This window comes from Fictibacillus sp. KU28468 (genome assembly GCF_026153615.1).
In the GTDB taxonomy this organism is placed as follows: domain Bacteria; phylum Bacillota; class Bacilli; order Bacillales; family Fictibacillaceae; genus Fictibacillus_C; species Fictibacillus_C marinisediminis.
Map to the genome: position 1 here is coordinate 2298417 of NZ_CP110666.1, position 15308 is coordinate 2313724.

At 40.8% G+C, this 15308-nt stretch carries 15 protein-coding genes and 1 pseudogene; 4 read left to right on the top strand and 12 right to left on the bottom strand.

Going from position 1 to position 15308, the window contains the following annotated elements:
• Positions 1 to 180 precede the first annotated feature (180 nt).
• Complete coding sequence (gene cbpA, locus OKX00_RS11895) at positions 181 to 834, top strand: cyclic di-AMP binding protein CbpA (RefSeq protein ID WP_265407509.1); 654 nt, start codon at positions 181 to 183, stop codon at positions 832 to 834.
• Positions 835 to 922: 88 nt separating this feature from the next.
• On the opposite strand, the gene OKX00_RS11900 is transcribed toward cbpA, so the two are convergent.
• The gene (locus OKX00_RS11900) at positions 923 to 1147 is read right to left on the bottom strand and encodes a hypothetical protein (RefSeq protein ID WP_265407510.1); all 225 of its coding nucleotides are present in this window, start codon (positions 1145 to 1147) and stop codon (positions 923 to 925) included.
• 36 nt (positions 1148 to 1183) lie between these two features.
• Positions 1184 to 1435 (bottom strand): annotated as a pseudogene (locus OKX00_RS11905) (gamma-glutamyltransferase); the annotation flags it as partial.
• Positions 1436 to 1649: 214 nt separating this feature from the next.
• Between OKX00_RS11905 and OKX00_RS11910 the strand changes: the two are divergent.
• Positions 1650 to 2366, top strand: coding sequence for a gamma-glutamyl-gamma-aminobutyrate hydrolase family protein (locus tag OKX00_RS11910; protein ID WP_265407511.1), 717 nt, complete (start codon positions 1650 to 1652; stop codon positions 2364 to 2366).
• A 33-nt stretch (positions 2367 to 2399) separates the two neighbouring features.
• Here the strand turns inward: OKX00_RS11910 and OKX00_RS11915 are convergent, their stop codons facing one another.
• Positions 2400 to 3923, bottom strand: a complete 1524-nt coding sequence (locus OKX00_RS11915) for an FAD-dependent oxidoreductase (protein WP_265407512.1) — start codon at positions 3921 to 3923, stop codon at positions 2400 to 2402.
• 124 nt (positions 3924 to 4047) lie between these two features.
• The gene (locus OKX00_RS11920; protein ID WP_265407513.1) at positions 4048 to 4698 is read right to left on the bottom strand and encodes a C40 family peptidase; all 651 of its coding nucleotides are present in this window, start codon (positions 4696 to 4698) and stop codon (positions 4048 to 4050) included.
• Positions 4699 to 5032: 334 nt separating this feature from the next.
• Here OKX00_RS11920 and recQ point away from each other — a divergent pair, with 334 nt between their 5' ends.
• Entirely contained in the window at positions 5033 to 7153 is a 2121-nt protein-coding gene (gene recQ / locus OKX00_RS11925; protein WP_265407514.1) for a DNA helicase RecQ, read from the top strand.
• 43 nt (positions 7154 to 7196) lie between these two features.
• Here the strand turns inward: recQ and OKX00_RS11930 are convergent, their stop codons facing one another.
• From OKX00_RS11930 to OKX00_RS11955, 6 genes are all read right to left on the bottom strand, one after another.
• The gene (locus OKX00_RS11930; RefSeq protein ID WP_062232174.1) at positions 7197 to 7724 is read right to left on the bottom strand and encodes a D-glycero-alpha-D-manno-heptose-1,7-bisphosphate 7-phosphatase; all 528 of its coding nucleotides are present in this window, start codon (positions 7722 to 7724) and stop codon (positions 7197 to 7199) included.
• Positions 7721 to 7879, bottom strand: a complete 159-nt coding sequence (locus OKX00_RS11935) for a hypothetical protein (RefSeq protein WP_265407515.1) — start codon at positions 7877 to 7879, stop codon at positions 7721 to 7723. Before OKX00_RS11935 ends, OKX00_RS11930 begins: the two co-directional genes overlap by 4 nt.
• Positions 7880 to 7917: 38 nt before the next feature.
• Positions 7918 to 8124, bottom strand: coding sequence for a DUF6501 family protein (locus OKX00_RS11940; protein WP_053354268.1), 207 nt, complete (start codon positions 8122 to 8124; stop codon positions 7918 to 7920).
• Positions 8125 to 8434: 310 nt separating this feature from the next.
• Entirely contained in the window at positions 8435 to 9706 is a 1272-nt protein-coding gene (gene dctP, locus OKX00_RS11945; protein WP_062232172.1) for a C4-dicarboxylate transporter DctP, read from the bottom strand.
• 142 nt (positions 9707 to 9848) lie between these two features.
• Complete coding sequence (locus tag OKX00_RS11950) at positions 9849 to 10547, bottom strand: response regulator (protein ID WP_062232170.1); 699 nt, start codon at positions 10545 to 10547, stop codon at positions 9849 to 9851.
• Positions 10544 to 12142 (bottom strand): ATP-binding protein, encoded by a 1599-nt coding sequence (locus tag OKX00_RS11955; protein ID WP_265407516.1) that lies wholly within the window; start codon positions 12140 to 12142, stop codon positions 10544 to 10546. Before OKX00_RS11955 ends, OKX00_RS11950 begins: the two co-directional genes overlap by 4 nt.
• A gap of 100 nt (positions 12143 to 12242) precedes the next feature.
• Between OKX00_RS11955 and OKX00_RS11960 the strand changes: the two genes are divergently transcribed.
• Complete coding sequence (locus tag OKX00_RS11960) at positions 12243 to 13313, top strand: DctP family TRAP transporter solute-binding subunit (protein WP_265407517.1); 1071 nt, start codon at positions 12243 to 12245, stop codon at positions 13311 to 13313.
• 50 nt (positions 13314 to 13363) lie between these two features.
• Here OKX00_RS11960 and OKX00_RS11965 read toward each other — a convergent pair whose 3' ends face one another.
• Both OKX00_RS11965 and OKX00_RS11970 read right to left on the bottom strand, forming a co-directional pair.
• Positions 13364 to 14830 (bottom strand): UDP-N-acetylmuramoyl-L-alanyl-D-glutamate--2,6-diaminopimelate ligase, encoded by a 1467-nt coding sequence (locus OKX00_RS11965; protein WP_265407518.1) that lies wholly within the window; start codon positions 14828 to 14830, stop codon positions 13364 to 13366.
• A gap of 110 nt (positions 14831 to 14940) precedes the next feature.
• Complete coding sequence (locus OKX00_RS11970; protein ID WP_265407519.1) at positions 14941 to 15186, bottom strand: DUF2584 domain-containing protein; 246 nt, start codon at positions 15184 to 15186, stop codon at positions 14941 to 14943.
• Positions 15187 to 15308 lie beyond the last annotated feature (122 nt).

A 15308-nucleotide genomic window follows, 5' to 3' on the forward strand; every position in this document is an offset into this window, starting at 1 on the left:
AATCATTCGACACACTAAAGGAGAATAAAGGTAATATTATCCCGGGTCATTTGTACGAATTTGTAAAAATAGCAATTTTTTGAAAATATTTTCGGAATATCAAACGATAGAAAAAGGGAATGGTGCAAATAATGACGAAACTAGTAAGAATAAACGCATTCTATCCAAAGGGGGTCAAAAATGAAGATTAAATCAAATTACATACCAAAAACGAAAGTAACATACGTCACAGAGAATACATCGATCAGCGAGAGCAGAAGACAGCTCATTCAGTCAGGATACCGCTGTATTCCCGTTCTTGATGAAAAAGAGGAAAAGTTTCGGGGGCTGATCTATAAAGAAACAACTTCCGATTATATCATTGATGAATCCGGTTCTACATCCGATCCAGTGAGCAAGCTGATTCAGGATGAGGAAAGCTATGTGTATGAGGATACGCCATATTTTAAAGTTTTGTTTTCTATCCGGCGCCTTCCTTTCATGGCTGTTATTGATCAAAACGGCTTTTTTCAAGGAATCGTCACCCATTCAAAGGTGATGGATATTCTTGAAGATTCCTATGGCATAAAAAAAGGCGGATATTCGCTCACTGTCTCCACTACAGAAGGGAAAGGATCATTGAAAAAGCTGTTTTCTTCTATAAATGATGAATATAATATTGAAGGAGTCTTCACACAGGATGCGGGCAAGCAATTCGTGCGCCGGATCGTTATTACTCTTAACCGTTCTGTATCAAAAGAAGAAGTGGAACAGCTGATTCATAAGATTGAACACAGCGGGTTTAAAGTTGCAGAAATAGAAGATTTAAGAGAGTTTGAGAATGCAATTCTATAAGCAAGACGATAAGAAAGGGGCTGTCCAGAAAGTCGAAAATTGACCTTCAGGCAGCCCCTTTTTGGCTTGAAAAATCTTCAATGAAAAGTTATTTGAAGTGGAAGGTGCGAGACTCCTCGAAAATGAACTTCACATTTTCTTCGTGCGATAAAAAGCTGCCGGAGCCTTCCTTGTCCTGCGGGACCGTGACAGGTGAGACTCCCGTAGGCGCTAGCGCCAAAAAGTAGGCGTTCACGCCGGTAAGGCTCACCGCACGCCCTGCGAAAGTAGGAGCTCGCGCCGGTAAAAGCGAGCACCCTGGAACGGAAATCAACAGCTTACAGACTTCTTGAACAGCCCCTTTTATCTGCTACAGGTGATGGATAAGGAGTATACCGATTGCAGCTCCGTTTCTGCTGGAGTCCCCAATAAAAATACTTTGAACATTGCCGATTTCATCCCCTGCTGCGCCAAATTTATGACCTATTTGATTGAGCTTCGGAACAGCCGCCTCAGGAATCCCTTTTTCCTTCATATAACTGCTTGTATTGTTGGTATATATTCTTGGCTCCTCAACTGCTGCCTTCAGTTCCATTTCGTACTCGAGTGAATGAAGGATGGATCAACAGCAAGGCTCGGCTCCATAACCAGAAAAAAGCTGAGGACGAGACTGATCGTAACCGATGCCTTCTTTTTCATAGACTTCCTCCTTTTATTTTGTTTGAATATTAAGAAAATTAATCCTGATAATTTACCGTGCCTTCTTATTTGTAAACGTAATCATCAAATGGGGCATACTGGAAAGAAACAGATAATGCCTGAAAGGATTTAATGCTATGAAAAAAGTCTCGCCTATGATCATGATTACAGTTTCAAGTGCTGAACATAATGGAAACCAGAGCTCTATTTTACACCGTAAATACAGTGACGCAATTATTCAAGCGGGGGGGCTTCCCGTCTTTCTTCCATCTGTAAACCAGGGGTTAACAGAACAAATGATTTTGAAGTGTGATGGGATTGTACTGCCTGGAGGAGATGATGTAGATCCTTTCTTCTATCAGCAGCATCCAACGCCAGAGCTTGGCATCGTAAACAGGACGCAGGATGAATTTGAAATCCAAGCTGTAAGGTTAGCTGAACAGAATAAAAAGCCGCTTTTGGGCATATGCCGCGGAATGAACATTATCAATGTTGCGTTAGGAGGAACATTGATTCAACACATTCCTGCTGAAACTGAACAGCCGGTTAAACATAAGCAACAGGCACCAAGAAATATTCCCACCCATGAAGTTTCGATCAAGAAGAGTTCGTTCCTTCACGAACTTGCAGGAACTCCTACGCTTCAAGTGAACAGCTTCCATCATCAATCCGTAAAATCTGCAGCTCCGCCTCTTCTACCCTGTGCCTATGCACCGGATGGAATCGTGGAAGCCATTGAAAGCAGAAACAAAGACCATTTTATCCTGGGTGTTCAGTGGCATCCAGAAGAGCTTACAGCTTCCCCTGGAATGATGAGCATATTTCAAGCTTTAATTGCCGCAGCAAAAAAGTGACTCCCGAAAAAAAGGGAGCCACTTTTATTTTGTCTATTGATCCAGCTTTTCCAGCGGTTCGGTCGCCGGGCCTTCCAGTACCTCACCCTCAAACGAGAAGCGCGATCCATGGCACGGGCAGTCCCACGAGCGTTCGGCATTGTTCCATTCCACCTCGCATCCGAGATGTGTGCAGGTGGTATCGAGTACATAGAGCTTTCCCTCTTTATCTTTGTACGCTCCTGCTCTTTTGCCATTGTACGTAACTGCTGCCCCTTCATCCGGTGATAGATCTCCTGGAGTTTTATCCGGCATCTCCAGCTTGCCTTCGATCAGGTGCTTGGCAACATCAGCATTTTCTACAACCAATGTTTTCAGGCTTGGATCAGCCTTGAACCTTGATGGTGAAAAGACGTCGGCATACGGATTCTTCTTTTCTAAAATCAGATCTTTTATGAGCAAACCTGCCGCCGTTCCATTCGTCATTCCCCACTTGCGATATCCTGTGGCAACCAGGATATTTTCATGGGGGCCAGTAATCGGACCGATGTAAGGAATTTTATCTAATGTAATTAAGTCCTGTGCAGACCAGCGATAAGGGATGTCGGATATACCTATCACCTTTTCACTGAATGCTTCCAAGGCTTCATAGTGCTTGCTTGTGCACATTCCCTGTCCTGTCTGATGGCTTTCACCGCCAACGATGATTAATTTCTCACCATTGTAATTCGTGTATCTTAAAGAACGGGTCGGACTGTCCGCACTTAAATACATCCCGCCTGGATAATCTCTTTCCGTCGTAACACCAATCGCATATGAACGTTCAGCGTGCATCCTTGCAAAATAAAACCCGGCTCCATCGAAAAAAGGAAAGTGAGAAGCAATTACAGCATGTCTGCAGGTAATTTTATAACCGTCTTTTGTTACGGCTCGAGGGCGATTTCCAGTTTCAACATCAACTGCGGTGGTATTTTCAAAGATTTTGCCGCCGTTCTTTGTAATCTCCTGTATGAGTGCGGAAAGATACTTAACCGGATGAAATTGTGCCTGGTTTTTCATCGAAACGGCTCCTCGCACTGCCAGATCCAACGCGATGCTCTCAGAGTATTCACTGCTGATGTTCAGCTTTTGGTAGGCATCATATTCCTTTTGAACCTGTTTGAGATAGGTTTCCGATTCTGCATAGATGATGGCGTCTTCTTCGGAAAAATCGCAGTCAATCTGATGGTCCTGGATCATGGACCTGATAAAATTCAGAGCACCGTTGTTTGCTTCATAATAGAGCTTCGTTTGTTCTACTCCAAAATGCTGAATTAACTCATCATAGATGATACCATGCTGACTCGTTATTTTTGCGGTTGTATGGCCGGTTGTCCCATTTAATATTTTACTTCCATCCAGTAGGATTACGCTCAGCCCTTCTTTCGACAGAAGATAAGCAGTTGTGATTCCTGTAATTCCTCCTCCTATAACCACTGCATCTGCTTCTAAATCGGTTGATAAAGTTTCATATCCCTGTACTTGGCAGGATTCTTTCCAGTAGGATTCTGAAAAATCGGGCAGTTTACTCTTTTTCATGATTAAAAAGATCCCTCCTCGTTTCTTCCTATATTTCCCTCTTTTTTCTATTTTCATGTGGATTTTGATTTATTATATAAATAAAAAAAGCCAAAACAACAGTAACGCTGTTCTGGCTTTTCTCTTATATTTGTTTTGCCCCTAAATACCGGGGTGCCCAATATGTATTACTCATGGAAGCTATACTGACTCCGTTTGATGAAGTAGCGGAAATAAACTGGTTGTTTCCAATATAGATACCGACATGTGAAGCACCGGTCTGATAAGTTTCAAAGAAAACCAAATCTCCGGCGCTTAGAGTAGTAACCTTTGTACCTACTTTATAAATATCTGCAACCGTTCTTGGCAGTGTGATTCCCGCCGATTTTTTAAATACATAGTCGATATATCCACTGCAGTCAAAGCCTGAAGGTGTCGCACCACCCCACACATAAGGGACACCTAAGTAAGTTTTAGCAGTGGAAACAAGTTGAGTTTTGCTATAGGACGGATAGATTCCCAATGCCTTAAAGGTGGCCGGCCCTGCAACTCCGTCAGCAGTAAGTCCTTTTGATTTTTGAAAGCCTTTCACAGCATTCACTGTATATGTACCAAAATAGGTTGTAGTCGTGCTGTACGTAAAGTAACCTTTCGTTTTTAACGTTTGCTGCAAATCTTTTACTTCTGTATGAGTCATTCCGTATTTTAACGTATGATCTCCCAGTGCTGCCTGTCCCACTAAAGGATTTGCAGTTAAAATGCCTGCAATTCCCAACCCCATAAGTAATCTTTTCAAGTTGCTCTTTCCCCCTAAAATTTTCTTGCGATACCAATAAATTAATAATATAAAATATTTATAACAAAATCATTTTAGGGAGATTACAATAATATTACAAAATACTATTTTATTCATCTATTTCTAACAAAAAACTACATTTAATAATTTATCCATTAGTGGAAAGTAATTGATATCGTTATTTTAGAAAGCATAGAGTAGAACCCTGTTTTTCTTTTGTTATTTACAGCAGGTTTTTCAGGATTGATGTATAATTAAGCATTGTTCCGTTTTATTTAGCCTCTTTGTAAAATTCTTTTTTTCTATTCTTTCTTTTGTTCAGGAAGGAGATTGTATGTTTAATTTAGCTCAACAAATTTTAGAAAGACATTTTGGCTATTCTTCATTTCGGCCAGGACAAGAGCAAGTGATCAAGAGCATCTTCAAGCATAAGAATACATTGGGGATCATGCCTACAGGGGGAGGAAAGTCCATCTGCTATCAGGTTCCTGCTATGCTGCTCAATGGAGTGACCCTAGTTATCTCTCCCCTTATTTCGTTGATGAAGGATCAGGTCGATTCCCTTGAGAATGCTGGAATTCCTTCTACATATATTAATAGTTCACTATCTGACGAAGACATTCAGAACAGGATACAACAAGCGGCAAACGGTGCCTATCAGTTGATTTATGTTGCGCCTGAACGGCTGGAGTCCATGGCGTTCAGACGTCTCATAGGAAAAATGAATATATCCATGATTGCCATCGATGAGGCTCATTGTATTTCTCAATGGGGACATGACTTCCGTCCAAGTTATTTGCGTATCAAAGATATGCTGGCTTCACTTCATCCGCGGCCTGTAATCGTCGCCTTGACGGCTACAGCCACCAAGGAAGTAACAAAAGATATCTGCCGGCTGTTAGACATTCAGCCAGAAAACACTTTTGTTACGGGTTTTGCTCGGAATAATTTAACGTTTTCTATTATTAAAGATGAAGTTAAACGTGAATATCTGCTTCGATATGTAAAGAAAAACAGTTCAAATTCTGGAATTATATATGCTTCGACTAGAAATGAAGTCGATCAGCTTCATAGTTTTTTAAAGAAAAATGGTTTTACTGTTTCAAAATATCATGCCGGCCTATCCGAAGAGGAAAGACGGGAATCACAAAATCAATTTATTTTTGATGATACTGCAATCATGGTAGCTACAAATGCTTTTGGAATGGGGATTAATAAAACGAATGTCCGCTATGTCATTCATTTCAATCTTCCCCGCAATCTTGAAGCCTATTATCAGGAAGCGGGGCGTGCGGGCAGAGACGGCGAACCAAGTGAGTGTATTCTATTCTTCTCCGCACGGGATGTCCAGCTTCAGAAATTTTTAATTGAACAAGGAACCATGGATGAAGCAAGGAAAGGAAATGAATACAAAAAGCTTCAGTTTATGACAGACTATTGCCATACTGAACAATGCCTGCAGCGCTTTATTGTCGAGTATTTTGGAGATGAGGAATCAGCTGATTGCGGGAAATGCGGAAATTGTACCGACCAGCGTGAGCAAACGGACATTACCACTCAAGCGCAAATGGTTTTCTCCTGTGTGAAACGCATGAATCAGCGGTTTGGAAAAACAGCAGTCGCACAAGTGCTGAACGGATCGAAAACAAAGCGAATCCAAGAGCTGGGGCTTACCTCTCTAACGACCTATGGTTTAATGAAAAACCGGCCTCAAAAAGAAATTATGCAGCTTATTGATTATTTGACAGCGGAAGGCCTCCTTCAGTTATCCGATAGCCAGTACCCTGTGCTTATGCTGGCACCCAGAGCACTGTTTGTGTTAAAGGGAGAAGAAAAGGTTTATCGAAAAGAGAAACGAAAATCGATTACCAGCTTTACTGAAAATAACGAGCTCTTTGAACATCTGAGGAACTTGCGTAAGGAACTGGCAGATCAGGAAAACGTACCTCCATATGTCGTTTTTGCAGATAGTGCCCTAAAGGAAATGAGCGAAAAAGTTCCTGGAAATGAAGAAGAAATGCTGGAGATTAAAGGCGTCGGAAAAGTGAAATTTGACCGTTATGGCCAGATTTTCCTGGACACACTTAAGGAATTCACTACTTCAGCAACTGCTGCAGCGGAAATGGAGAGTTCATCAGATTCTCCAAAAAAGGACAGCCATTTGGATACTTACGCACTCTTTCAAGAAAACCAGCCTATTCCTGATATCGCCAAAACGCGGAATCTTTCGGTGCAAACAGTAGAAAACCATCTTCTCCGTTGTGCAGAGGAAGGAATACCGCTAAACTGGGAAAGAATTATCCCGGCTGATCAAGAAGCTATGGTCTTAAACGCTATTGATCATCTTGGAAGTGAAAAGTTGAAACCATTGAAGGAAGAACTCGGGGAAGAAGTTTCCTATTTTACAATAAAAGCGGTCATTCAAAAAAATAAAAGACAGCTGGTTCATAAGTAGATGTCTGTGTAAAAGTAAAGAACGCTCTAGAAATGAGCGTTCTTTACTTTTTTTCACGAGATCGGATATGATCGGCTGCTTCTAGCAGATGGATTGCCATGAAATCAGCTTTTCCTATTTCCCCGCCAATTTTTATAGTGGTGACACCGGCTTTCCTTCCTGCTTCAATATCTGTTTCACGATCCCCGATCATATAACTCTTAGTGAGATCAATATCGTACCGGTCTGCCAGGTCCAATATCATTCCAGGGCTTGGTTTTCTGCAGGAGCATCCTTCATTCGGCTTGTGGCAGCAATAAGCGATATCTTTTATCACACCACCTGCATTTTCCACTTCTAAAACCATTTTATCGTGAATTTTCTTTAGCGTTTTTTCCTGGAGGAATCCAAGCCCAACTCCCCCTTGATTCGTTACAACAAATAAATGAAACCCCATTTCGGTCAGTTCTCTTAATCCTTCAAGAGCGCCCTTCAGAAAATAAAAGTTGCTGGGATGATTAACATGTTTGACTCTTGACGACATAACTTCATTAATCACACCGTCCCTGTCAATAAATACAGCTTTAGTCATTCCTGACGATCCTTTCTTTTTACAGTAATTGGCTTATTTGTTACAGATAGACTGTTTATTTGAATAGGTATTGCATTGCCTATTGTCATTATAGCCGAAGCAGCAAGCATCCAAATCATATGGGGGGGCACTTTGCTTCCCTTCTTCTCATCCATGCTCATTCTCCAAACAAAAAAACAACAAGCCTATAGGCTTATTGTTTTTCTTGAAAGTACTCTTTATAAAATCCTGCGACTCTGCCCGAGTTATCAACTACAAAATAGAATTCTTCTGTTTCGTTCTTTACTTCGTACGTTTTTCCCTCGGTCAGCACTCGGTCTACCATATACTTTGCTGCATTTGTATGGATACATGTAACCGTTTTGATCGTTGCTTTGTCTTCCCATGATTGGTGGATCATCATTCAGCCTCCTACTTTTGTGTACCTTTTTATTTTAAAGGAATCTCTTGTTTTTTAAAAGAACAAAAGAAAAGCCTAATTCCTCTTTGTTCTCTCAGGTGTTTATGCCGCTCAGGATTTAAGCGGTGCTGCCTCATATGAAAAATGTGCTCCAGATGGATCTGTTAGTCCGATCCCTTCAATCAGATCTGGCACAGCGGACAATTAACAACCGGTTTAATACCATTAAATGGTTTCCCGACTCTTAAAGCCTATTGATCTGTTAAAGTGAACAGACTCATCAAAAAAAGCGCCAAGGAGGCGCTTTTATTTATGCTGTTCTTCCCTGGGACTTAAGTTCAAGAAAGGCTTCTTCACTTTTTTTCTCATCAAATTCATTCTCACTCTTTGATACAACGATAGTTGCGATCCCGTTTCCGATCAAATTGATGATCGCCCGGGCTTCACTCATGAAGCGGTCAACCCCAAGCAGTAAAGCCAGTCCTTCTACAGGGATAACCTGCATGGCTGAAAGTGTTGAGGCAAGTACGATAAAACCGCCGCCTGTAACAGCCGCTGCACCTTTTGACGTTAACATAAGGATGGCAATGATGGTAATTTGCTGTGTAAGGCTTAAGTCGATATTAAAAACTTGAGCCAGGAATACGACGGCCATCGAAAGATAGATGGAAGTACCGTCAAGATTAAAAGAGTAGCCTGTAGGGATCACCAGTCCGACTACTGACTTGGAACAGCCGAAACGCTCCATCTTGTTCATCATCCTGGGAAGGACAGATTCGGAGGAACTCGTTCCAAGTACAATTAGAATTTCATCCTTAATGTACTTTAAGTATTTCCATAAACTGAAACCATACATTTTACAGATGATGTTCAACACGATGACTACGAATAAGATCATCGTCATATAGACGGAAATCATAAGCTTTCCTAAAGGCAGCAATGATGAAAGTCCGAAGTTTCCAATGGTGAAAGCCATCGCTCCAAAGGCCCCTATCGGCGCAGCTTTCATGATATAACCGACGACATTAAAAAAGATCTGTAAAAGCTTATCAAAAAAATCAATCACTGGTTTCCCTTTTTCTCCCAGAGCCGTTAATCCGACTCCAAACAAGATAGAGAAAAAGAGGACTTGAAGGATATCACCCTTCGCGAACGCGTCGACCATATTCTGGGGTACAATATGGGTAACGAAATCTACCCAGTTGATTCCTCCTTCTGCACCGCCGGAAGTAAATTGAGAAACATCTCCTTTTTGCAGCTTGTCAAAGTCCAGCCCCGCTCCGGGTTTAATGACATTGACAACGATTAAACCAATAATCAGAGCAAATGTAGTGACGACTTCAAAATAAATAAAGGCTTTACCGCCAACTTTACCTACTTTTTTCATATCCCCCATTTTGGCGATACCTAGAACAATGGTGAGAAAAATAATAGGCGCAATGACCATTTTAACAGCGTTAATGAACGTATCACCCAATGGCTTCATGTTTTTTCCGGCTTCAGGCCATAGCAGCCCCAAAGTGATACCGAGAATAATAGCAATAATGACTTGGAAGGTTAAATTCTTAAACAGGGGTTTCATGTTCTTCCTCCTTTATTAGCTAATAACATACTGAAAGCGTTATCATCCATGAAATTGATGATAACGCTTTCTGAAAATTTAGTGAATATTTAGGTTATATTGTCCTTTTTGGTCTTTTTGGTCTTTCGTTAGCCAGATAACCTTAGAAGTTCTTCATGAGATATCGATTAACCGGTCTCCCCACCCCTCCATACTGCATATCCAGTATGATTTCTCCTCTTTTTTCTAAATACTCAAGATATCTTCTGGCTGTCACACGGGCAATCCCGACCCCTTCAGCTACTTCTTCGGAAGATTTACCATACGATTGCTCTTGTAGATAGGTGATAATCTGTTTCAGGGTGAGTTGATTCAACCCTTTAGGAATCCCTTTTTGTTCTTGATTTTGATGTTCATTATGTATACCTGATAATACAGTATCCACTTCTTTTTGAGACATTTCACCGTCCGGACAAAATTGTGTGTAATAGTCTTTATATCTTTCCAAAGCTTGCTTAATTCTAGCAAACTTAAACGGTTTGATGATATAATCCATCGCACCCTGTTGAAGCATCGTCTGTATCGTGTCCCTATCCTTGGCTGCAGATATAATAATAACATCTACTTTCTCCTTATTTTTCCGTATCTGATAAAGTGTTTCGAGACCGTCTTGTTTGGGCATGAAGATATCAAGAATGACAAGGTCCGGCTGTAGTTCCTGAATTTTTTTTACACCCTCCACTCCGTTAGCAGCACTGCCGGTCACTTCAAAACCGCTGACTTTTTCAATAAATGCTTTATTAACTTCCTGGACCATCGGATCATCTTCGATTAAAACAACAGAAATCTTTTTTCTTTTCATGACTGTCTCCTCCCGTTCATTGGGAACGTGATGTAAAAACTCGTCCCTCCATTTGGATAGGAAGATAGGTTAATGTCCCCTTTTCCCTTATCTATAATCTCTTTAACTAAAAATAAACCAAGTCCCAGTCCTTTTTCACCTTTCGTAGTGACTCCTTTGTCAAAAATGTAAGGCATCAGGTGTTCAGGGATTCCTGGGCCATTGTCTTCGACCAGGACAGCACAAATTTCATTGTCTTGTCCAATACTGATATCAATTTGTTGTTCAGGAGTATTTGAGTCATTTAAGGCATGAATGGAATTTTCTATGAGATTCCCGAGGATCATTACAAAATCGTGTTCATTGAGCAGGTAAGGAAGTTCTTCCAAATGGCTCTGGCTGTCGATCGAGACGTCGATTTTCAATTCTTTTCCCCTGCTCACTTTGCTTAAGAGAAGACCTGCAATACTGTCGTTTTTAATATTTTTTGTAACGAATCTCGTCAGATTCTCCTGTTGCTCCGATATATCAAAAACATACTGAAGCGCTCGTTCACGCTTTTCCAGCTGGATGAGTCCGGCTATCGTATGAAGCTTGTTCAAATGCTCGTGATTTTGAATACGGAGTGCCTCTACGAATGCCTTTACCCCCGTTAGTTCTTCCGCCATTTTTGCAACCTCTGTCCGGTCCTGAAAGATCGCTACAGCTCCGATGACGGAATGATTGACTTTTATCGGAATTCGATTGCTCATAATGATTTTGCCGCTCACATTAATCTCTTGGTTGTACACGGGTTTTCCAAACTCAATAATTTCAGGAAGCCTGGTATCCGGGATCACCTCGCGTATCGGTTTGCCGATCAGACTCCCTTCCACTCGAAATATCGATTTTGCTTTTTCATTGAATATGGTGATGTTCTCTTTTACATCTACAGCAATTACTCCTTCATGCATAGCATGAAAAGCGGCTGTACTTTCTTCATACATGCGCACAATTTCATGCGGCTCTAGCTCAAACATCTGCTGTTTAATGTGCCTTGCCAGCATCCAGGAACCAAGCAGGCCGAAGAACAGGGTTAATATTATTATAAGAGCGGCCTGTGCTTTCAAGCTTTGCAGGATTTCAAGATAACCTGGAAGTATGTTTCCAACGATAATGACACCAACTTGTTCAAGCTGTTCATTTTTAACAGGCATAAAAGCACGTACAGCAACCCCCAGCTCTCCTTTTGCTTTTGATATGTAGGTATGGTCTGCAAACGCCGGTTCTTCATCTTTGCCTTCTGATCTTGTTCCAATAAGTCTATATACAGGATGAGAGTATCTGACATGATCCATGTTTAAAACGACGATGTAATCTGTACTATTTATCACTCTTATTTTTTCCACAATGGGATTGATGACCGCAGCTCCATCTTTCTTTTGGATCTTCTTCTGTACTTCAGGAAGCTGAGCCACTGTCCGGGCAGTAATCATTGCACGTTTGCCAAGTTCCTCTTCCCTCATATCGACAATTTTACCTATTATGATAATGCCTCCGATCAAAAGGGAAAAAAGGACAATTCCGAACGATAAAATGATGATTTTCCAGCGGATGGGTAATCTTAAAAATTTCATATGGCCATGCCATTCCTTCCAGTGAATTCTGTGTAATATTGTAACATGGTTTTTAAGTTATGCTAGACTTAATAGAAAAAGAGTACAAAAGAGGCTGAACATGAAGCAAATCATCGGAATTTTAATTTTTCTCGTCACAGGCTTATTGCTTTCTTTTTATATAGGGTTTCATTTTAATAGCGAAGAACAAGACCTGGCTTTTGATGATGAACAATCTGGCATTCGAAAACAGATTGTAATCAAATTCAGCCATGTGGTTGCAGAGAACACACCTAAAGGATTGGCGGCGCAAAAATTTGCTGATCTGGTGGATCAAAAATCCAATCACAGAGTGAAGGTGGAGGTATTTCCTAACGGCAGTCTGTATTCCGATAAAGAGGAATTAGAGGCATTGAAGGACGGCAGGGTACAAATGATAGCCCCTGCTACATCAAAACTGGGAGGTGTTTCATCAAAATGGCAGGTTCTTGATTTGCCGTTTGCTTTTCCTACAGAAACAGCGATCAATGATGGGCTGAACGGAGACATAGGGAAATCATTGCTTGCATCTCTTAACAGCCAAAAAATAAAAGGCCTTGGTTTTTGGGTGAACGGTTTAAAGCAAATCACCAATAAAAGCCATGCGGTTATTCAACCAAATGATTTTAAGGGTGAAAAGTTCCGTATTATGTCCAGCAATGTACTGAAAAAACAGTTTGAGCTTCTTGGCGGCCAGAGTAAACCGATGGATTTTAATGAAACCTATAGAAATTTGGAATCCGGTAATGTTAGTGGGGAAGAAAATACGATCTCTAACATCTATTCAAAAAAATACTACCGAGTTCAAGATTACATGACGATCAGCAACCATGGATTTTTAGGGTATGCCATATTAATGAATGAGGACTATTGGCACAGCCTTCCTGCAAAGGTCAGGCTGATCATACAAGATTCCATTAATGAAACGGTCAAGTGGAACCAGGACCACTATCGATCCATGAATAAAGAGCAGCTGAATCTGATAAAAAAAGAATCAAATATTCAAATCCACGAACTGACATCAAAGGAAAAAATAGAATGGATTGAAAAGTTGAATCCTATCTATAAACAATATGAACCAATAGCAGGCAGAAAATTGATCTCCGAAATTAAAAACATCCAAAGAAAATATGAAAAACAATTATTCCGATAGTATGAGCGGTTGAACATAAATAAAAAACGCCCCTGATGTTCAGAGGCGTTTTAACTGGTAACCATATCTTTTGACGTTTTCAAGAATTGAATGGTCTGTATATCTGTGGAAGCTGGCAATTTAAAGGATTGTTTGTAGGTTTCCTGACCTTTACCTGTAATGAAAACCCAGTCACCGTTTTCTGCTTTTTCCCAGGCGTGCTGAATCGCCTTTGTTCTGTCAGGTATGATCTTGGCACTTCCGTCCGCAAAATCTTCGTTCAATTCTTGCAGTTCTTCCACCATCCGGTCTGAGGGAACACCATTTAAATCATCAAAAGTTAAAATCAATTGTGAGCAGACATCTGAACAAAGCGCAACAATATCTCTTCTCTTGGAAAGATCCCTTTTGCCTCTAAACCCAAGAATATGAATGATCCGTTCGGCATTTTCACGTTCGGCCGTCTGGTAACAGTATTCAATGGCGTCTTCCGTATGGGCATAATCAACAATGAAGGTCGCTCCCGCAGGATGGCTGAATGTTTCAAAACGCCCTGGCACTCCATTAAACGATGATAGGTAGGAGGCAGCTTTCTTTAAAGAAATTCCCATTTTTTGAACAGTTAACAGCGCCCCTAGAGTGTTCCATACATTATGCATACCAGGCAAAGGAATCTGGAGAAAATCTGTTGTATCACCGAGTCTGACTTTAATGGTTGGAAAATACTCAGTACATACGTTCAAGAGCTGCATCGCGTCCTCGCTCTGTTTGCCGAATGTAAGCACATTATGCCCTGATTCGGACAACCTTTTCTGCAGCTTCTTTCCCCATTCATTATGTGAAGCAATAATTGCTGTTCCTTGGCTCTTCATTCGTTTGAACAGTCGAGCTTTCACATTAAAATAAGCTTCCATGCTTTTGTGATAATCAAGATGATCATTTCCCAAATTTGTGAAAAGAGTATAATCAAATAATATTCCTTCCACCCGCTGCTGCTCAATTCCGTGTGAAGAAACTTCCATAATGACGACTTCGTCACGGCTTTCTGCAAGAAGTGACTGTAATTCAAGAGGATCTGGAGTGGTATTTTTGGACTGTATGGCCTGATTATTTATCATGTTGTTTACTGTGCCGATCATTGAGCATGTCATGCCTGACTGTTCAATGATATGTTTTAATAAATAAGCTGTTGTCGTCTTTCCGTTCGTTCCAGTTATTCCGATCATTATATGGTTTTTAGATGGGTGGCCATAAAAGTTGCTTGCCAGCCTCGCCAATGCCTTCCTTGAGTCGGAGGTCTGATAATAAGGGACGTTTAACCCATATACATTTTGTTCTCCGACCACCGCGGCTGCCCCATTGGCAATCGCTTGATTAATATAGCGATGCCCATCAGCGCTAAACCCGTTAATAGCTACAAATAAATCCCCCGGCCTGATTTTGCGGGAATTGAATTGAATCCCTTGAATCAGCATTGATGGGTCATGGCTTTCAGGTTGTGCAAATTTAATCCCTATTAATAGTTCGTCCATTAACATGACTGCGTGCGCCCCTTTTTCAACTAAATTGAGCTGTACACATATCATTTCGCTGGACAATGCTGTTTATCGTACTTCGTTTCGACAAATTTCGATAATAATGAGTGGAATTAATTTACAGTATTTAGATCGATTAATTCATATGTGATTTCTGTATCTCCGTCTTTCCATTTTAGTTCACAAATTTTAGCGATAGCCACAGGCTTTGATTCCTTTGTTTTTCGAATCTCCAGGGGGATATCGATAGGATATAGCCGAAAGCCTTCTTTAATTAGCTTATAAAAATTGGACGACTCCAAACGGATTTCTTTGTTCTTTGTAACAATCATAGTATTCAATTCTAATGGCATCCCCATTTTCTCAGCCCTTTCTTTTCTCAATTAGTCTTTCTACTCTTTATTTTAAAGGGAAATATCCCTTTTGCCTACATGCCGCCAACATATTTAACACAAAAAAGCCAGGGATTCGGCCCCTGGCT